This window comes from Kribbella pratensis, assembly GCF_004365355.1.
Taxonomy (GTDB): Bacteria; Actinomycetota; Actinomycetes; order Propionibacteriales; family Kribbellaceae; genus Kribbella.
The window spans coordinates 1,943,584-1,962,282 of the sequence record NZ_SODP01000001.1 but is presented as its reverse complement, the minus strand read 5'-3'; the positions used below and the strand labels follow the sequence as shown (position 1 = coordinate 1,962,282).

The following is an 18,699-nucleotide window of genomic DNA, read 5'->3' as shown; positions in this document are numbered from 1 at the left end:
GGCTGGTAGCCAATCAGTTCTTGCCCGTGGCTACCGGGCGGGTCGGGTCGGTGATCCATTCGGACCAGGAGCCGATGTAGACCTTGGAGGGTAGACCGGCGGATTCGAGGGCCAGGGCTTCGTGGGCGGCGGTCACGCCGGAGCCGCAGTAGACGGCGGTCTCGGCGTCCGGTGTGACGCCGAGCTTCTCGAAGCGGGCGCGGAGGTCGGCGGCGGGGAGAAAGTGTCCCGTTTCGTCCACGTTCGCGGTTGTCGGAGCGTTGGTGGCGCCGGGGATGTGGCCGGCTACCGGGTCCATGGGCTCGACCTCACCGGCGAAGCGCTCGGGAGCGCGGGCATCCAGCAGGACGCCCTTCGCAGCGGCCTCGGCCGCGCCGTCGGCGTCGAGTACGGGCAAGTGGCCGGGAGTTGCGACGAACGTGCCGGCTCCGTCGGCGGGTGCTCCGGCGGTGACCTCTCCCCCGGCGGCCTTCCACGCGGCGAGTCCGCCGTCGAGGACGCGTACGTCGGTCAAACCGAAGTACCGGAAGATCCACCATGCGCGGGCGGCGGACATGGCGTTCGCGGCGTCGTACACGACGACCGGGGTGTCCGCGGACGTGATGCCGAGGCGCTGGAACGTCGCGGTGACGGTGGTTGCGTCGGGCAACGGGTGGCGGCCGGGGCCGGGCGGGCCGGCGAGTTCGGTGTCGAGGTCGACGAAGTACGCGCCCGGCAGGTGACCGGCGTCGTATGCCTCCTTGCCGGGCGGACCCGCGAGATTCCACGTCACGTCCACGAGCACGGGCGACAGCGCGCGCAGTTCGTCAACGGTGATCAACGGGCTCATCCACGTCCTCGCTTCGCTCCGGGCGCGGATGAGGCACGGTCCGCGCTGTACTTTTTGATGAACTCGCTGCGCTCGTTCATGAAGCAGCTCCTCCGAACGGCAGGACCTCTGGGGACAGGGTGGCGCGGGCGCGGGCCTGGGTGAGCCGGCGGCGGTGGTGCCGGCGGCACAACACTTCGTACGCCGGCTCGAGGTCGCGGGTCACCATGTCACCCACCACCAGCTGCTCGCCCTCGGTCACCATCTCCCCACCGATCGTACGGGCGTTGTGCGTGGCCCGTTCACCGCACCAGCACAACGCCTCGACCTGGAGCAGCTCCATCCGGTCGGCGAGCTCGACCAATCGGGCCGAACCCGGGAACAGCGTCGCCCGGAAGTCGGTCAGGATCCCGAAGCAGAACACGTCGATCTGCAGCTCGTCGACCAGCCGGGCCAGCTGCTCGATCTGCAGCGGACTGTAGAACTGCGCCTCGTCGCACACCGCGTAGTCGATCCGTCCGCCCTGGGTGAGCTCGTTGACCACGTAGTCCCAGAAGTCGAACTCCGCCCGCACCTCGACCGCGTCCGCGGACAGCCCGAGCCGCGACGAGAGCACCGACTCACCCGCCCGGTCATGGCTGGTGAAGATCCGGCCGAGCCGTCCCCGCGCCTTGTGGTTGTGATCCATCTGAAGGGCCAACGTCGACTTGCCACAGTCCATGGTCCCGGTGAAATAGAGCAGCTCAGCCACGGGCGATCATCCTGCCAAGTCAGCGGTGCGGGCCGCACCTCGGGGGGTGTCGTTCGGTGCCGCTTTGGTTCTGGGGCTCGGTGCGGTTTGAATGGATCGTGCGCAAAGCTCTGCTTCTCATCGTCGCGGCCTGTCTGACTGTCGTCAGCGCCACTCTGCCGGCCTGTGCGACGCCGGTCCGGGCCGAGGCGGGGCTGCGTGCGTACTTCGTGATCACCGAACCGAATCAGACCGGAAAGGTCACCGGGGCCGTCACCCAGAACGGCGGCACGGTCTACGCGACGTACGACGCCATCGGGGTGATCGTGGCCCACTCGACGGCTCCCGACTTCGTCACGAACATGCGCGACGTCGCCGGTGTCGAGAAGGCCGGAGCCACCCGGACCACGGATCTCCCGGCCGATGTCGGCAATCCGGCCATCCCGTCCGCGGTACCGGAAACCGCGACGACGGCTCCGGAGACGGATCGCGCCGACATGACGCAGATCGGCGCCGACCAGGCCTGGCAGAAGAACCAGGGCTCGAAGAACGTGACGGTCGGCGTACTCGACACCGGCGTGGACGACCAGCACCCGGATCTGAAGGCGAACTTCGACGCGTCGAAGTCGGCGTCCTGCGCGTACGGCAAGGTCGACACCCGGCCAGGCGCCTGGCGTCCGGTCGGCGAGCACGGCACCCACGTCGCCGGCACGATCGCCGGCGCGAAGAACGGCGTCGGCATGATCGGCGTCGCGCCCGGCGTGAAGGTGTCGTCGATCCGGATCGCCGAGGCCGGCAACCAGTTGTTCTTCCCGGAGAACACGGTCTGCGCGTTCATGTTCGCCGCCGACAAGGGTGTCTCGGTGACGAACAACAGCTACTACGTGGACCCGTGGTTGTTCCTGTGCCCGAGCGACAAGGACCAGGAGGCGATCGCCGAGGCAGTACGCCGGGCCGTCGCGTACTCCGACAGCAAGGGCGTCGTGAACGTGGCCGCGGCGGGCAACGAGGACTACGACCTGGCGAACAAGTCCGGCGACGACTCCAGCCCGGACGACTCTACCGCCGCGCCGCGGACCGTCACGAACGACTGCATCAGCCTGCCGACCGAGCTCCCGGACGTGGTCGTGGTGGGTTCCGTCGATCCGAGCAGCGTGAAGTCGCAGTTCTCGAACTTCGGCGTGAACAAGATCAACCTGGCCGCCCCGGGCGAGGACGTGTACTCGACGGTGCCGGGCGGCGGCTACAAGATCCTCGAGGGTACGTCGATGGCGTCGCCGCACGTTGCCGGTGTCGCCGCGCTGCTCCGAAGCGTCGACCCCAAGCTCACACCCGCCGAGGTCCGCGCCCGACTCGCCCAGCAGGCCAACGACCTCGCCTGCCCGCCCGGCGCGACCGGCGAATGCGTGGGTCCGACAGCCAACAACTCGTTCTACGGTGAGGGTCTCGTCGACGCCGCCGAGGCGGTCGGAGCCGCGCCGGCCCAGCCGCGGGGCGCGATCGCCATCACCGAACCCAGCGAGCAGATCGGTGTCGGCGGCGTCCCCGCGATCCCGTTGCTGATGAAGGGCACCGGCGGCTCGGGCGACATCAGCTACTCGGCCGCCGGCCTTCCGCCCGGCCTGTCCATCGACCCCGAACGCGGCTGGATCACAGGAGTCCTGACGCCCGGCGCGGGTCGCTACAAGGTCACGGTCATCGCCCGCGACGGCCAGGCCAAGACCGCGCAGACCAGCTTCTACTGGGACGTCTGGAGCTTCTAGCGCCCGGCGTCGACGAGGAGTGGGATCTCCATCTCGTCGGCGGTCAGCGAGCCGTGCAGACCGATCAGGTTCGCCTCTTGGGCGTGCCGGCGTGATGCGACGAGTGCGACCGGACCCAGCGACGCGACGATGACGTCACCGAGGCGCGGCGCGACCCGATCCTCGACCGGCCCGAACCAGCCGCGGGCGATCGCATCCGAGCGCGACAAGACGAGTGCCTTGTCACCGAGCCGTTCGCTATAGGTCGCGATGACATCGAGCTCGGCGCCGGGAACGCAGTACAGGTGGCGGAAACGGGACTCACCGCCGACGACTCGTACGCCGTCGGTCAGCGCCGGCTCGAGGTCGACGTCCACGCGATGCTCGGGCGCGATGTCGATCATGCCGTGATCAGCGACGACCAGCAGCACGGCGTCACGCGGCAACGCCGAGCGGACCTGCAATGCGAAGTCGTCAGCCGCGGACAGCTCCTTCTGCCACTGCCACGAGTCGCAGCCCTGCTGATGGCCGATGTAGTCGAGCTGCGAGTCGTACACGTAGACAAGCGACGACTTCCCCTCGCGACTCGCGAACCGGGTCGCGTCCAGCCGGTCCTCGACCGTGTCCGCGCCGCGGTGCGCACTCCCCCGGAATGCAGCGGCCGTCAAACCGGACGAGTCGAACCGCGCCTTGCTCACGTTGCGAGTCGCGACGCCGGCGGCGGCTGCCCGATCGAAGACCGTGCCGTGCGGCTGCCAGCGCCGCGGGTCGACCGGGGCATCCCAGGCCAGCGCATTCAGCAGGTCGCCGGTCTCCGGGACGATCGAGGTGTAGCCGACGATGCCGTGCGCGCCCGGCGGCAGTCCCGTGCCGAGGCTCGTCAGACTCACCGCAGTGGTCGACGGCACGCCCGCGGTCAGGCTCCGGCCGGCCGGGATCAGCGAGGACAGGTACGGCGCGGCCTCGGCGTACCGCTGGAGCAGGTTCCACCCCAGGCCGTCGAGGAGGAGTACGGCGTACCGCGGGGCGGCGGGCAGGCCGAGGACGTTCGTCTCCCCCGGGACCGACAGCGCACCGGCCACCGACGGCAGTACGTCGGCGAGCGATCCGCCGCCGTACTGCGGGGAAACCGGGACGATCACGGCACTACCTGCTGGTCGCGAAGGACAGCGCCTTGGCGAACTCGAGCACTTGCTGGATCCCGGCCGGACCGTCGGCCGCCGCGCTGATCCGCAGCGAGATGTCGTCGGCCGCGACCGAGCCGGTGTACCCGTGGTCGGCCTCGCAGTTCGGGTCGGCGCAGACGGCGGGCTCGAGGTCGATCCGGTTGACCATGCCCCAGCCGATCGTCAGCACGACCTCGCCGGCGCCGGCCACGGCCGGGTCGGACTTGCCGGAGGCGTAGCCGGCCGGGTTCGGGACGACGCGGTTCACGACGACGGCGTTGACCCGGTGCAACGGGATCGCCTCGGTCGAGGTCGACGCATACGGCGCGCGGATCAGTTCGTCGGCGGCGTGTTCGTCGGTGTGGCCGACGATCAGCCGGCTCGGGGTCAGCGCCAGGATCGTGATGTGCCGCCGGACCTCGTCCCGGTCGAACGTCGGCTCGTGCTGCAGCACATAGGCGCGGATCGGCTCGCCGGCGATCGCCACCTCGAGCGAATCCGTCACCACGTCGGGGTAGTAGCCGCACCGATCGATCGCCTCGCGCAGGTCCGCGGATGCGTCCGCGAGCTCCGGTGCATTCAGGTCACGCATGCCCTCATCCTTGCACGATCGCGAGCCCGAGCGTTCGACCCTTGTGGACAACCGCGCTCAGTTCGCACTCGCCTTCCGCAGGACCGGCGCACCGGCGGCGCCCGCGACCGCGACGAGGATGAGCCCGGCCACGACCTGCCCGATCAGCAGCAGTACGCCGGAACTGCCCTGCGTGATGACCTTCCCGCCGCTCAGCGCCAGCCCGCACAGCGCCCCGAACCCGACGACCGGCAGCCCGACCCCGATCACCGGTACGACTGCCGCAACCCGCGCCGACCGCTCAATCACCTTCAGCGGTACGCCGGACCGCCGCAGCGCTCGCGCCGGAGCCGCCTGGTCGAGCGCAGTCCCAACCGCACCGGCCGCAGTCGACGCTGCCACCGTCAGGAAGACCAGCGACAGCAGGAGTGCCACACCGATCCGCATGTCGTGGAAGCTCGGATCGTCGTCACCGGGCGGCATGAACACCGAGATGAAGCCAGTGACGAAGCCCGACAGCACCAGCGCCGCCACCGGCCGGAAAGCGCCCTTCGGGTCGTCGACAAGCCTGCGACCCGCCAGCAACGTCACGGGTCCGTTTGCCAGGTTCGCCATCGTCTTGCCGACCACCTGCACCGCGAACGGCCCGATGATGCGTACGGCGAGCGCAGCGAACCCGACACCGATCAGCAAGGGCAGGAAAGCAGCCTGAAGACCGTAGTACGCCAGGATCAGCGGACCGATCACCAACAGGCCGAGACGCAGGACGCTGACGCCCTTACGGGTTTGACCGCGGACAACGCCCAGCGGGGTGATGCTGACGCGGCCCAGGCCGATCAGTGCGCTCACGACAGACAGGACGGGTACTGCGACCAGTACGACCAGGACCGTCCACCAGTTGACGGTGATGTCGCCGACGTACCAGCGTCCGCCGCCGAGCGGGATGCGGGCGATCAATGGGCTCAGGGCCGTGTAGCCGACCAGTCCGATCACTGCGCCGGCCAAAGCGAGGACAGCTTGCTCCACTGCGCTCAGCCAGAGGACCTGTGTTCGCGTGGCGCCGGCGAGGCGAAGTGCAGCCAGTCTGTGTTCGCGGCGCTTGGCTGCGACACCGGCTGCTTGGCCGACGAGGCTGAGGATCGGGAACAGCACGAGAGTGATGCCGAAGGCGACTGCGATCAGCAGACCGAGCATGCGGCTGTCCCACACCTTGTCGTGCCAACTACTCACGTACTGCGGGTGCTCGTCGGCCGGGATCGTTCGGACGCCCCGGATGACGATGAACTCCTCCGGCGAGGACAGACCCTTCGCGGTGATCACACCGGTCGGCTCTGCAACGCCGTACTTCGTGCTGAGGCTGGACCAGCGCTTGGCGACCTCGGGCGAGACGAAGACTTCACCTGGCTTCGGAGTGTGCTCGAGGCCGGGCGGTGGCGGGAGTTCGTTGGGCTTGAGCGTTGCCAGGTCGAGGACGGTCATCCGCTGGCCGTCAACGCGCTGGTCGTCGTCGAGATGCAGCGCACCGATCGCGGTCGCGGGGTCGGCCTTGTCCGCACTCCGCCAACCGATGCGCTCCGAACGGTGTGACAGTCCGAGTGAGCCCGCGATCAAGAAGGTCACCAGCAATGCGACGACTGCGGTCGCTCCGAGCGCCGCCAGGTTGGCGGCGCGTCCACCCGGCCCCGGACGACGTACAAAGCGCAGGCCGAGGTCGGTCATCGGATTCATCGTGCGACTCCCGTCGACTCGCTGACCCGACCGTCGACGATGTGGAGCGCGCGGTGGCAGCGGGCGGCAACTGCGTTGTCGTGCGTGACGACAACAACTGCCGCGCCGCGGTAGGTCGCTGCGCCGACCAGCAGGTCGATGACCTGGGAGCCGGTGGCTGCGTCCAGAGCGCCGGTTGGTTCGTCGGCGAACACCACCTGCGGTTCGCCGACCAGAGCACGGGCGATCGCGACTCGTTGCGCCTGGCCGCCGGAGAGCTCGCCCGGACGACGGCCGACCTCAGCGGCCAGGCCGACCTGGGCGAGCATGTTCCGGGCCCGGCCGATCGCGTCCCGCCGGCTCAGACCGTCCACCATCAACGGGAGCGCCACATTCTCGTCCGCGGGCAGTTCAGCCAGCAGTTGGTTGTCCTGGAACACGAACCCGAGCCGCCGCCGACGTAGTACTGTCCGGGCGGCGTCGTTCAACTGGTCCACGCGTTCACCGGCAAGCCACACCTCCCCCTGGTCCGGCGTGAGGATTCCGGCCAGCACATGCAGCAGGGTGGTTTTACCGTTGCCGCTCGGGCCCATCACCGCGAGGGCCTCGCCGGACCGGACAGCAACGTCCACGCCGGCCAGGCCGACCATGCTGCCGTAGTACTTGACCAGGCCGTGACCGGAGAGCACGACCTGCGACTGGGGACTCTGGAAGTTCATAGCCTAGAGCTTTCCGTCGACAGCGCCCGCGATCGTCGGCCTGCGGACCGGTCTTGCCGTCGTCTTCCGACACCTTTCGGCAGGTCGGCGTACGACCCAAGTCGTACGCCAGTCCGTGTCAGTCGGCGTCAGTAGATGTCAGTCGGTGCTGAACGCCGACGGATACGCGTCGCGGTAGCTAGGGATCATGCCCGCCGGAGTCTCCACCGATTCGGCGTTGAGCATCGCGTGCACGATCGCCCGCGACAACGTGCGCGCACCGGCGGCGTAGAGCGTCTCGAGCTGCCCCAACGCCATCGGATCGGTGAGGCTCAGCCGGGGCCGGTCGTCGTCGGCCGTCCGGGTCGACACAGCGAAGATGCTGTCGCCGTCGACGAGCGTGTGGATCGGATCGATCGCCCGCGCCAGACCGTCGTGCGCGACCATCGCCATCCGCTTGGTCGCCGCCTTGTCGAGCGGTACGTCGGTCGCCACCACGGCGATCACGGTGTTCATCGGCGGCCCCGGGATCAGGTTGCGACCGGGCGCGGCGGGTGGCGGCGGCTCGACCGGCGTCCGCAGATGGCTGAACTCGTCACCGATCCCGAGGCGCGCGCCGTACAAGTTGCCGTCGGCGTCGACCGTCGAGCCGGCCGCGTTGACGATCACCAGTACGCCGACCGTCGTACCGTCGTCCAGCCGCACGCTGGCCGAGCCGACACCACCCTTCAACGAGCGGGCACGCGCTCCGGCGCCGGCGCCATGGTTGCCCAGGGCAACCGGTCCGTCCGTGGCGGCGGCGATCGCGTCCGCACCCCAGGACGACTCGGGCCGGGCCTTGAAGTCGCCGCCGCGGGCGAGGTCGAAGATGACCGCGGTCGGCACGATCGGCACCACGTCGTACTCGCCCTGGCCGACGCGCACACCCTCGCCACGCTCCTCCAGCCAGCGCATCACACTGCCCGCGGTATCGAGACCGAACGCGCTCCCGCCGGTCAGCACGATCGCGTTCACGCCGCCGTTCGAGTTCACCGGCGAGAGCAGATCCGTCTCACGGGTTCCGGGCGCTCCGCCGCGGACGTCGACACCGGCGACAGCAGTCGCCGGCAGGTAAATGACCGTCGTACCGGTCAGGTACGGCGCATCGAGGCGCTCCACCTGACCGACAAGCACTCCGGGGACATCGGTGATCGCATTGTGCGGGCCAGGCTGCATACGGCGGATCATAATCGGGTTGCGGCCGTCGTTAGCGTGAAATGTATGAACGCCGATCAGCTCTGTGGTCTGCTGGCCGAACCGTCGAGGTTGCGGACGTACTCCGCGATCGTCCTCGGCGCCTCCACTCCCGAGCAGGTTGCCGGGAGCACCGGACTCGCCGCGCCGGTCGTGGCGAAGGCACTGCAGCGGCTGACCAAGGGCGGGCTGATCGAAGCCACCCGCGACGGCTTCACGGCGGACGAGGCCGCGTTCAAGGACGCCGTCCGTGAGAGCCGCCCCGAGCGGGTGCCGCTCGACCCGGATCCGGACCGGGACAACGTGCTGAAGTCGTTCATCCGCGACGGGCGGCTGACGCACTTCCCGACGTACCCGGACAAGTATCAGGTCGTTCTCGAGTATCTGGTCGAGACGTTCGAGGTCGGGCGGGCCTACCCCGAGGCCGAGGTCAACGAACTGCTGAACCGCTGGCACCCGGACCACGCCGCCCTTCGGCGAGGCCTCGTCGACGCACAGCTGCTGCACCGTGAGAACGGCATCTACGTCAGGCGGCGGGCCGGGGTGTCCTGACGCGGCTTCTCGTTCGGGGCGATCCGGACCCGGGTGTCGAGGACGCAGGCGCCCTGGGCGGAGACCAGGACCGAGCGCAGATCGAGTCGGACGACCTCCTCGAGGTCGAGGGTCAGCCGGGAGACCCGGTGCAGCAGGTTCTCGATCGCGGAGATGTCAACCGGGTCCGAACCGCGGTAGCCGTACAGCAGCGGCGACGCCTTCACCTCCCGCACCATCTCGGCCGCGTCCCGCGTGGTCAGCGGCGGCATCCGGTACGACCGGTCGCCGAGCAGGTCCGTCGCCACCCCGGAAAGCCCGAACGTGACGACCGGTCCGAACGACACGTCCTCGATCGTCGAGATCACGACCGGCACCCCCGGCGGCGCCATCTTCTGGACGACGAACTGCGCCCGCCCCGGATCCGACGCGACGCCGAACGTCTGGGTCATCTCCGCCCAGGCCGCCCGCATGTCGTCCTCGTCGTGGATGTGCCGCCAGATGTCGGCCAGGTCGGGCCGCATCCGCCACTGCTCCGCCGTCGCCTTCAGGATCACCTCGAACCCGAGGTCCGCGGCCCGGTCGACCGCCTCGTCCGCGCTCAGCACCGGGAAGGCCGGCAGCACCGTGATCCCGTAGAAGCTCAGCAGGCGCTGGCGGTCGGCCTCGTCGAGATCAGCGCCACCGGGATGACGCTGCAGGAACTCCGCGACGAAGTCCTCTCCCCCGGCGGTGTCCACGTCCGGCAGATCCGGGATCCGGCTGTCCGAGCGCCTGCGCCACTCGGCGTACTGCGTTGCCTTCGCGAGCGCGCCCACGGCGTACTGCGGGTTGAGGAACGACGGGATCGATCCGCGCGCGGCACCACCGTCTTCGTCGGGGACGCGGAGCTCGGCGGGCACGCTGCGGGAGGCGAGGAAGGTCGACACCACCGGCTTGTCCGACCCGGCGGCTGCTGCTGCCAGGACCTGCGCGACCTCGGCGCCGTTGGACTGCACGGGCGGCGTGTAGATGACCACCACCGAATGCACACGGTCGTCGGCGAACACCTCGGACAGGGCCACGCCGAAGTCCGAAGCGGTCGCGTCCGGGCTCAGGTTGTGCGGGTCGCCGGCTACGTCGAGACCGCAGCCGGCCATTGTGTCGAGGGCGAGCAGGGTCAGCGCGTCGGAGTTCGAGACGATCGCGACGCGGCGGCCTTTCGGCAGTGGCTGGTGCGCGAGCAGCTGCGCAACGTCGAACAGCTCACCGGTGGTGTCCACCCCGATCAGGCCGCTCTGCCGGAACAGCGACTCGATCGTTGCTGGCGGCAACTGACTGCGCCGGACCATCTGCCCGACCGGCACGCCCTGGGTCGCCCGCCCGGACTTCAGCGCGATCACCGGCTTGCGACCGGCCAGCCGGCGCGCGACCCGGCTGAACTTGCGTGGGTTGCCGAGCGACTCGAGGTACAGCAGCACGACCTCGGTGGCCTCGTCGGAGTACCAGAACTGCATCAGGTCGTTGCCCGAGACGTCCGCGCGGTTCCCGGCCGAGACGAAGGTCGACAGGCCGAGGCCACGACCGACCATATCGGCCAGGATCGGTACGCCGAGCGCGCCGGACTGGCAGAAGAACGCGACCCGGCCCTTGCTCGGCATCAACGGCGAGAGCGTCGCGTTCAGCGAGACCCCGTCCGCCGTGTTGATCACACCGAGCGCGTTCGGGCCGATGACGCGCATGCCGTACGAGCGCGCCAGACCCACAAGGTAGCGCTGCCGCTTCCGCCCTTCGTCCCCGATCTCGGCGAACCCGCTGGACACCACGACCAGCCCGCGCACGCCCTTGGCCGCACAGTCCAGGACGACGTCCGCGACCATCTCCGCCTTGACCGCGACCACCGCCAGGTCGACCGTGTCGCTCACTTCGCGGATTGTGGGGTACGCCGGGACGCCCTCGATCTCGGTACCAGGCATGGCTTGGGTGTCGGTGTTCACGGCGTACAACCGGCCCGGGAACCCGCCGTCGCGGAGGTTGCGCAACAGCGCGTTGCCGATCGTGCCCTGACGCCGGCTCGCGCCGATGACCGCGACTGACGACGGGGTCAGCAGCCGCGCGATCGACAGTGCCTCGGACCGCTGCTCACGGGCCTGCATAACGCCGAACGAGGTGTCGGTCGGCGCGATGTCGAACTCGACCATGATCACGCCGTCCTCGAACTCGCGAGCAACCTTGTACCCGGCCTCGGCGAAGACCGTGATCATCTTCCGGTTGTCCGGCAGCACCTCGGCCACGAACCGGTGGATGCCGTTCTCGCGGGCGGCCTGCGCCAGGTGCTCGAGGAGCAGTTGGCCGAGCCCGCGGCCCTGGTGCGCGTCCTCGATCAGGAACGCGACCTCCGCCGTACTCCGTCCGGTCCGCTCGTACCGGCCGACGCCGATCATCTCGTCACCGACCGTGACGATCAGCGCGAGCCGGTCGTGGTAATCGACGGTGGTGAACCTCGCCACATCCCGGTCCGACAGCTGTGGGTACGGGGCGAAGAAGCGGTAGTACTTCGATTGCTCGGACACCCGGGCGTAGAACGCCACCAGGAGCTCGGCGTCGGAGGGCGTGATCGGACGCAGATGCGCGGTCGCGCCGTCCCGCAGGACGACATCGGCCTCGTACTCCGCCGGATAGCCGTCCGGCAGCTCGTGGTCATACTGGCCCTTGGTCATGGGGCCTCCCGGTCTGGACCGAGGAGCGCAGGGAGCGCAGCGACTGGAGCGACGAGGGAAGACCGGGAGCACCAGCCCCATGACCCGCCGCGACGGAGTCGTGGCATCAAGAGAGTCACCTGGTAAGCGTACTCACACAGTCACCTCGGAGGTCGTGGATATTGGTCGAGCGGATCGCGCCGGTGCTGGTGTTCCTGATTGCCGTGACCGTCATCGCCGAGCTGGCCGACCAGGCCAAGGTGTTCGACGTCGCGGCACGGGAGGCCGCGCACCTCGCCCGGGGCCGGGTCTGGCGGCTCTGGCTGCTGGTTGTCGCGCTCGCCACCGGCCTCACCATCGTGCTGTCGTTGGACACCTGCGCGGTGCTGCTGACCCCGGTCGTGCTGTCGATGGCCCGGCAGCTGGAGATCCCGCCGAAGCTGTTCGCGTTCACGACCGTCTGGCTGGCCGGCACGGCGTCGTTGCTGCTGCCCGTGTCCAATCTCACGAACCTGCTCGCCCTCCATCAGTTCCGCCAGTTGGACACCTCGTTCATCTCGGTGAGCTGGCGTCCGGCGATCGCGTCGATCCTGATCACAGTCGTCGTACTCGCGACGCTCTTCCATCGCGACCTGCGCCGGACGTACGCCGTACCGCAGACTCCACCGGTCGAGGACAAGGTGCTGTTCTGGGGCTCGGCGGGCGTGTGTGTGCTGATGGGGCCCGCGTTCGTGTCCGGCGTGGAGGTCGCCTGGCCGGCCAGCATCGGGGCGATCACGCTGGTGGTCCTGTTCGCTATCCGGCGGCGCAGCGCGCTGCGGTGGTCGCTGATCCCGTACAAGCTCGTCATCACGGTCGTGGTGCTGTTCACCGTGGTCGGGTTCCTCAGCAAGCACGGGCTCGAGGATCTGCTCCGGCGGATCGCCGGGACGACGTCCGAACTCCGGTTGAGCGCGACTGCTGCCGTCGGCGCGAACCTGTTCGACAACCTGCCGGCGTACCTCGCGATGGAGCCGGTCGCTTCCAGCAGCCCGCACCGGATGATGGCGCTGCTGATCGGCGTCAACTGCGGGTGCCTGCTCACTCTCTGGGGCTCACTCGCCACGCTCCTGTGGCGAGCCCGCTGCGACGCCGCGCGCGTCGACATCTCGTGGTGGTCGTTCCTGTGGCGTGGTCTGATTCTGACGCCGTTGGTCGTGGCGGGAGCTGTTCTGGCACTGAACGCGTGACTGAATAGGTAATGTGCGCGACATGGCGACGGAGCAGAGCACCTCGGCGGTGACCCGGGAGTTCCGGGCGGCCCGGGACTTCCTGGTGGCGCATCGGGACGACTACGAGACGGCGTACCGGGACTTCAAGTGGCCCGCGTTCGAGCGGTTCAACTGGGCGCGCGACTGGTTCGACGCGCTCGCCATCGAGCAGCCCGAGGTGGCCGCGCTGACGATCGTCGAGGAGGACGGCCAGGTCACCTCCCGGACGTACGCCGAGATGGCCCAGCGGTCCCGCCAAGTCGCCGGCTGGCTCACCCAGGCGAGCCTGAAGCCGGGCGATCGCGTGCTGATCGTGCTCGGCAACCAGGTGGAGCTCTGGGAGACGATGCTCGGCTGTATCCGGGCCGGCGCGGTGATGATTCCCGCGACCACCCTGCTCACCGACGCCGACCTCGCCGACCGCATCTCCCGCGGCAATGTCCGCGCCGTCGTCACGAGCGGAGCTGACGCCGGACGGTACGCCGGGATCGCGGACCACTGCATCCGCGTCGCCGTCGGAGCTGTCAGCGCTGTCGGCTCAGCGGCCGAGGGCTGGTTGCAGTACGCCGACACCGAGAGCTACAACGGTCCGGTCCCGGAGGTCGACACCGCTGCGGACGACTCGCTGCTGCTGTACTTCACGTCCGGTACGACGAGTCAGCCGAAGCTGGTCGAGCACACGCAGGTCAGCTACCCGCTGGGCCACCTGTCCACGATGTACTGGATCGGTCTGCAGCCCGGCGACGTACACCTCAACGTGTCGTCGCCCGGCTGGGCCAAGCACTCGTGGAGCAACGTGTTCGCGCCGTGGAACGCCGGTGCGACCGTCTTCCTCTACAACTACACGCGCTTCAACGCCGAGCGGATGCTCCAGGTCCTGCAGGAGTACGGCGTGACCACGTTCTGTGCGCCGCCGACGGTGTGGCGGATGCTGATCCAGGCCGACCTGTCCGCGGTCGACGTACAGATCCGCGAATGCATCTCGGCCGGTGAGCCGCTCAACCCCGAGGTGATCGAGCAGGTCCGCAACGCCTGGGACATCACGATCCGGGACGGGTACGGCCAGACCGAGACGACCGCGCAGATCGGCAACACACCTGGTCAGCCGGTGAAGCTCGGCTCGATGGGCCGCCCGCTGCCCGGGTACAGCATCGCGCTGATCGACCCGGCGACCGACGTGATCGGCGACGACGGGGAGATCTGCATCGAGCTGGCGCCCGCGCCGGTCCCGTTGATGCGCGGCTATCGGGACGCCGACGAGCTGACCGCCGAGGTGATGCGCAACGGGTACTACCACACCGGCGACGTCGCGAGCCGGGACGCGGACGGCTACATCACGTACGTCGGACGCTCGGACGACGTGTTCAAGGCCAGCGACTACCGGATCTCGCCGTTCGAGCTGGAGTCGGTGCTGATCGAGCACCCCGCGGTCGCCGAGGCGGCCGTCGTACCGTCACCGGACCCGGTCCGGCTCGCCGTTCCGAAGGCGTACGTCGTCCTCGCAGCCGGACACGAGCCGTCGCGGGAGCTGGCCGGCGAGATCCTGGCGTTCTGCCGCGAGCACCTGGCGCCGTACAAGCGGATCCGGCGGCTCGAGTTCGCCGAGCTGCCGAAGACGATCTCCGGCAAGATCCGGCGGGTCGAGCTGCGCGCGGACGAGGCGGCGAAGGTGGAGAGTGGCGCGGGGAACACCTACGACGAGGCCGACTTCAAGTAGATGTCGTTCCATACCGGCTTGGGCTGGTCGGCCCTCGTCGTCCTGCCCTTGCTGATCGCGATAGGTGTCGCCGCGTCCCGGTACGCCGGTCTGCGGCACGACAGGGGCATCGTCACCGCGGCGCTGCGCGCGGTCGTGCAGTTGGCCGCCGTCGGAGTGGTGGTCGGGTTCGCGCTGCAGCACACGATCGGCGCGATCGCGTTCGTCCTGCTGATGTTCGTTGTCGCCACGGTGACGAGCACGCGGCGACTGCATCAGACCGCAGTCATCCCGGGGCAATGGGCGTACTGCGCGGCGGCGATCGGCTCGGGTGCGTTCGCCGTACTGCTGCTGCTCATTCTGCCCGGCGTCGTACCGCGGAACCCGGCGAGCATCCTGCCGATGGGCGGCATCATCGTCGGCGGCGCGATGACGGCAACAACCCTGGCCGGTCGGCGCGTGCTCAGCGAGTACGCGACCCGCTACGGCGAGTTCGAGGCCGGGCTGTCGATCGGTCTGCTCCAGCCGGACGCGTTCAAGCTCGTCGTCGGTGCGGTCGCGGGTGACGCCCTCCTGCCGGCGCTCGATCAGACCCGCACGGTCGGCCTGGTCACGCTCCCCGGCGCCTTCGTCGGCATGGTCCTGGGCGGCGCCTCCCCCACCCAGGCCGCCGCCCTCCAACTCGTCGTCCTCCTCGGCTTGATCGCAGCCGAGGCCCTCGCCATCCTCGTCCTCACCGAGCTCCTATCCCGCTCCCACCTACCGGACGGGCGTACCGTTCAGGCATGACTGACGACAAGAGCATCATCGAGCGCATCGACGACCTGGTCGCGGAGGAGAAGGAGCTTCGTAACAAGCACGCCGCCGGTCAGATCAGTGACGCGGACGAGCATGCCCGGCTGAAGGCCGTCGAGGTCGAGCTGGACCAGTGCTGGGACTTGCTTCGCCAGCGGCGTGCCCGGCGTGAGTTCGGTGAGAACCCCGACGACGCGAAGCCCCGTTCGGCCGACACCGTCGAGGGCTACCTCAACTAAACCGCACTGGATCAGAAACCGCGCAGTTTCCGAGGGGTGATCCGGATCAGGACCGAGTACGACGCATGAAACTGGTCCGGAGTCATCCCCAGCCTCGCGATGTCGTCGGCGTACTTCGTGTTGTACGCCGCGAGCGCGTCGCCACTGAGCGGTGCGCTCTCGATCTCCGCCGTACCGGTGATGACGCCGACGTCGCCACCGGTGTGCGTCGCGTTGAAGTTGACGCTGACCTGTGGGTGGGCGGCGATGTTGCGCAGCTTGGCCTTGCCCGGCTCGCTGCCGATCAGGATCTCGTCGTCGCGCCAGAGGAACCACACCGGCGTCGGTGCCGGGGTCCCTGATTCGGCCACCGTGGTCAGCCAGACCACCCGTTCGTCGTCGAGTTGCCGCGCGATGCGCTTGCCGAAGGGGGTGGAGGTGTCGATCGTGAACATCAGAAACCTTTCAGAGCGTCGGTCCGAGGCGGCCCCACTCGATTGCCGGGCAGTGGTTCATCACCATGGTGAGTCCGGCTGCGGTCGTCCGGTCGTAGGCGTCCTGGTCAACTACGTCGAGCTGGAACCAGACCGCCTTCGCGTTGATGCCGACCGCCTGGTCCGCGATCTCGCCGGCCAGGTCGGAGTTGACGAACACGTCGACGCAATCGACCGGGAACGGGATGTCCGCGAGCGTCGCGTACCCCTGCTCGCCGTGCACGGTCTCCGCGGACGGATGCACGGGCACGATCCGCTTCCCGTGGTTCTGCAGGAACCGCGCCACGCCGTACGCCGCCCGGCTCGTGTTGTTCGACAGTCCGACCACGGCCCAGGTGTCGCAGTCGGCCAGGATCTTCCGGATCGCCTCGTCCATCTTCAACCTCTCAAATAGGTCAACACCGCGGATACGCGCCGGTCCAACCCATCTTCCAACCGCAGCTTGGCGAAAATGTTTCCCACGTGCTTGCGGACCGCGGCTTCACTGACCACGAGTTGCTCGGCGATCGACGCGTTCACCCGGCCCTCGGCCATCAGCGCGAGCACCTCCAGCTCACGCGGCGTGAGTGCGGAAAGCGGCCCGTCGTTGCGCCGTCGTGCGAGCAGCTGCCGCACGACCTCCGGGTCGACCACGGTCCCGCCGTCCGCGACCCGGTCCAGTGACTCGAGGAACTCCGTGACGTGCCCGACGCGGTCCTTCAGCAGGTAGCCGATCCCGCCGGTCGTTGTCTCCAGCAACGACGACAGGTAGGCGTCGGCGACGTACTGCGAGAGCACCAGGATCCCGATCGCCGGCAGCTCGGAACGGATCGCCGCGGCGGCGCGCAGGCCCTCGTCGGAGTGCCCGGGCGGCATCCGTACGTCGGTGATCACCAGGTCCGGCGGATCCTTGCGCACGACGGCCAGCAGCGTGTCCGCGTCCCCGACCGAGTCCCGTACGTCGTGCCCGGCGCGATCCAGAATGCTGGCCAGGCCCTCCCGCAACAGCAGCGAGTCTTCGGCCAGCACAATGCTCAAACGACGGCTCAGTCGCCGAGTCGGCACGGGCACTCCATTCTCAGTCGGGTCGGCCCACTGGGTGGGCTGTCGACGTCGAGTGTGCCGCCCAAGGCGTCCAATCGGGTCACCAACCCGGTGAGTCCGGTCCCCGCACCAAGACGTGCGCCGCCGATCCCGTCGTCCTGGATCGTCATGACGAGCCGGTCACGATCCAACCAGCCCGCCACCTCGCACTTCGTCGCCTGTGCGTGCTTCGCGACGTTGGCGAGCGCCTCGGACACGACGAAGTACGCCGCGGCCTCGATCGGTGGTGGCAGCCGGGTCGTGGACAGCTGCACCGTCACCGGCAGCGGCATCCGGTCCGCCACCTCCCGTACGGCGGCCTCCAGCCCGTGATCGACGAGCACCCGCGGATGGATCCCGCGTACTGCGGCCCGCAGGTCGGCCAAGGCGGCCTCCGCCTCGGAGTGCGCCTTCACGACGAGTCGCCGTCCCTCGCCGTCGGGCAGATCCAGCTCAGCCAGCCCGAGCGTCATCGTCAGCCCTACCAGCCGCTGCTGTACGCCGTCGTGCAGGTGGCGCTCGATCCGCGCCCGCTCGGTCTCGAACGCGTCGACCAGATCGAGTCTCGAGCGCCGGAGCTCGGCGAGGTTGCGCTGCAGCTCCTCTTGCCGCGGTCCGAGCATGGTCTTCGCGAGCGAGGCCTCAGCGCCGGCGATGACCCCGAGCAGGTACGAGCTGAACGCGAAGAACACCGGCCCGAACAGGATCAGGAAGATGAACCCTTCCCCGGCCGAGTCGAGCGTCCACGGCCCCATCCCCAGCTCGTCGGTGTCGGCGATGATCGGTGCGGCCAGCGTGGTCAGCAGAATCGTCGCGCTGATGCCTGCGAACAATGCACTCAGCGGCCAGATGAGGACGCCGAGCACGAACCCGTACCCGAGAGCCCGCATCGAGGCCTGCTCGCGCCGGCGGAAGGTCAGCCGCTGCTTGACCGACAAACCGAGCGGCAGCTGCGCGTGCGGCGTGCTGATGCCGTCCACCAGCATCAGCCCGGCCCGCCAGCGCTCGATCCAGCCGATCGTGGCGCCGATCAGCGGGAATGCGGTGAGCATCAGGATGCCGATCAGGATCGGGCTGAGTACTGCGCTGAGCGCGGCCAGCCCGACGAGTACGCAGATCGCCAGCGCACCGACCGGCACGGACGTGAAGAGGTAGGCGTAGCTCCGCCACGGCCAAGACGAGATCAGATAGCGCGGCGACGCCAACGCTGCCCATGCCGTCTTCGGACTCTCCACGCTTTTAACCCTAGAGGGGGCTCAGCCTGGAGGACGGTAGCGTGCGCGCTACTCCGGGTCTCCACCATGGGCCAGGGCTTCGCGC

Annotated in this window: 18 protein-coding genes; 6 read left to right on the top strand and 12 right to left on the bottom strand. The window is 69.0% G+C overall.

From position 1 onward, the window contains the following. Positions 1-13 precede the first annotated feature (13 nt). Positions 14-829 carry a sulfurtransferase gene (locus EV653_RS09240; protein ID WP_134100167.1) on the bottom strand — a complete coding sequence of 272 codons (816 nt, stop codon included), beginning with the start codon at positions 827-829 and terminating at the stop codon, positions 14-16. 76 nt (positions 830-905) lie between these two features. Beyond that, on the bottom strand, positions 906-1,559 hold the full coding sequence (locus EV653_RS09235) for a thymidine kinase (protein WP_134100164.1): 654 nt from the start codon (positions 1,557-1,559) through the stop codon (positions 906-908). A gap of 56 nt (positions 1,560-1,615) precedes the next feature. On the opposite strand from EV653_RS09235, the gene EV653_RS09230 reads away from it, so the two are divergent. Further along, positions 1,616-3,301, top strand: a complete 1,686-nt coding sequence (locus EV653_RS09230; protein ID WP_134100161.1) for a S8 family peptidase — start codon at positions 1,616-1,618, stop codon at positions 3,299-3,301. On the opposite strand, the gene EV653_RS09225 is transcribed toward EV653_RS09230, so the two are convergent. The 5 genes from EV653_RS09225 to EV653_RS09205 all read right to left on the bottom strand — a co-directional run bounded on the left by EV653_RS09225 (position 3,298) and on the right by EV653_RS09205 (position 8,637). Further along, positions 3,298-4,422, bottom strand: coding sequence for an alkaline phosphatase family protein (locus tag EV653_RS09225; protein ID WP_134100159.1), 1,125 nt, complete (start codon positions 4,420-4,422; stop codon positions 3,298-3,300). The two genes, EV653_RS09230 and EV653_RS09225, sit on opposite strands and share 4 nt — an antisense overlap. Before the next feature lie 4 nt (positions 4,423-4,426). Beyond that, on the bottom strand, positions 4,427-5,038 hold the full coding sequence (locus EV653_RS09220) for a DUF5998 family protein (RefSeq protein WP_134100156.1): 612 nt from the start codon (positions 5,036-5,038) through the stop codon (positions 4,427-4,429). A 57-nt stretch (positions 5,039-5,095) separates the two neighbouring features. After that, positions 5,096-6,736: an FtsX-like permease family protein gene (locus EV653_RS09215; RefSeq protein ID WP_238159647.1), complete on the bottom strand. Its 1,641-nt coding sequence runs from the start codon at positions 6,734-6,736 to the stop codon at positions 5,096-5,098. Between the two features lie 5 nt (positions 6,737-6,741). Further along, the gene (locus EV653_RS09210; RefSeq protein WP_202871519.1) at positions 6,742-7,443 is read right to left on the bottom strand and encodes an ABC transporter ATP-binding protein; all 702 of its coding nucleotides are present in this window, start codon (positions 7,441-7,443) and stop codon (positions 6,742-6,744) included. 138 nt (positions 7,444-7,581) lie between these two features. Further along, entirely contained in the window at positions 7,582-8,637 is a 1,056-nt protein-coding gene (locus tag EV653_RS09205; protein WP_134100150.1) for a P1 family peptidase, read from the bottom strand. A 45-nt stretch (positions 8,638-8,682) separates the two neighbouring features. Here EV653_RS09205 and EV653_RS09200 point away from each other — a divergent pair, with 45 nt between their 5' ends. After that, a complete protein-coding gene (locus EV653_RS09200; protein WP_134100147.1) occupies positions 8,683-9,207 on the top strand; it encodes a DUF2087 domain-containing protein in 525 nt (174 codons plus the stop codon). On the opposite strand, the gene EV653_RS09195 is transcribed toward EV653_RS09200, so the two are convergent. Continuing rightward, positions 9,177-11,885: a bifunctional acetate--CoA ligase family protein/GNAT family N-acetyltransferase gene (locus tag EV653_RS09195; RefSeq protein ID WP_134100144.1), complete on the bottom strand. Its 2,709-nt coding sequence runs from the start codon at positions 11,883-11,885 to the stop codon at positions 9,177-9,179. The two genes, EV653_RS09200 and EV653_RS09195, sit on opposite strands and share 31 nt — an antisense overlap. A 161-nt stretch (positions 11,886-12,046) precedes the next feature. On the opposite strand from EV653_RS09195, the gene EV653_RS09190 reads away from it, so the two are divergent. From EV653_RS09190 to EV653_RS09175, 4 genes are read left to right on the top strand one after another with little or no spacing between them, the layout of a single operon-like run. Then, positions 12,047-13,093, top strand: coding sequence for an SLC13 family permease (locus tag EV653_RS09190; RefSeq protein WP_238159646.1), 1,047 nt, complete (start codon positions 12,047-12,049; stop codon positions 13,091-13,093). A gap of 22 nt (positions 13,094-13,115) precedes the next feature. Further along, positions 13,116-14,831: an AMP-binding protein gene (locus tag EV653_RS09185; RefSeq protein WP_134100138.1), complete on the top strand. Its 1,716-nt coding sequence runs from the start codon at positions 13,116-13,118 to the stop codon at positions 14,829-14,831. Continuing rightward, the gene (locus EV653_RS09180; RefSeq protein WP_134100135.1) at positions 14,832-15,599 is read left to right on the top strand and encodes an ABC transporter permease; all 768 of its coding nucleotides are present in this window, start codon (positions 14,832-14,834) and stop codon (positions 15,597-15,599) included. Further along, entirely contained in the window at positions 15,596-15,844 is a 249-nt protein-coding gene (locus EV653_RS09175) for a DUF2630 family protein (protein ID WP_134100132.1), read from the top strand. The genes EV653_RS09180 and EV653_RS09175 overlap by 4 nt, the downstream gene beginning before the upstream one ends. Positions 15,845-15,855: 11 nt before the next feature. On the opposite strand, the gene EV653_RS09170 is transcribed toward EV653_RS09175, so the two are convergent. From EV653_RS09170 to EV653_RS09155, 4 genes are read right to left on the bottom strand one after another with little or no spacing between them, the layout of a single operon-like run. Further along, positions 15,856-16,278, bottom strand: coding sequence for a TIGR03667 family PPOX class F420-dependent oxidoreductase (locus EV653_RS09170; protein ID WP_134100128.1), 423 nt, complete (start codon positions 16,276-16,278; stop codon positions 15,856-15,858). Between the two features lie 10 nt (positions 16,279-16,288). Next, positions 16,289-16,693, bottom strand: coding sequence for a CoA-binding protein (locus EV653_RS09165; RefSeq protein WP_202871518.1), 405 nt, complete (start codon positions 16,691-16,693; stop codon positions 16,289-16,291). A gap of 2 nt (positions 16,694-16,695) precedes the next feature. Further along, a complete protein-coding gene (locus tag EV653_RS09160) occupies positions 16,696-17,361 on the bottom strand; it encodes a response regulator transcription factor (RefSeq protein ID WP_238159645.1) in 666 nt (221 codons plus the stop codon). Next, positions 17,343-18,614, bottom strand: a complete 1,272-nt coding sequence (locus EV653_RS09155; RefSeq protein WP_134100123.1) for a sensor histidine kinase — start codon at positions 18,612-18,614, stop codon at positions 17,343-17,345. The genes EV653_RS09160 and EV653_RS09155 overlap by 19 nt, the downstream gene beginning before the upstream one ends. Positions 18,615-18,699 lie beyond the last annotated feature (85 nt).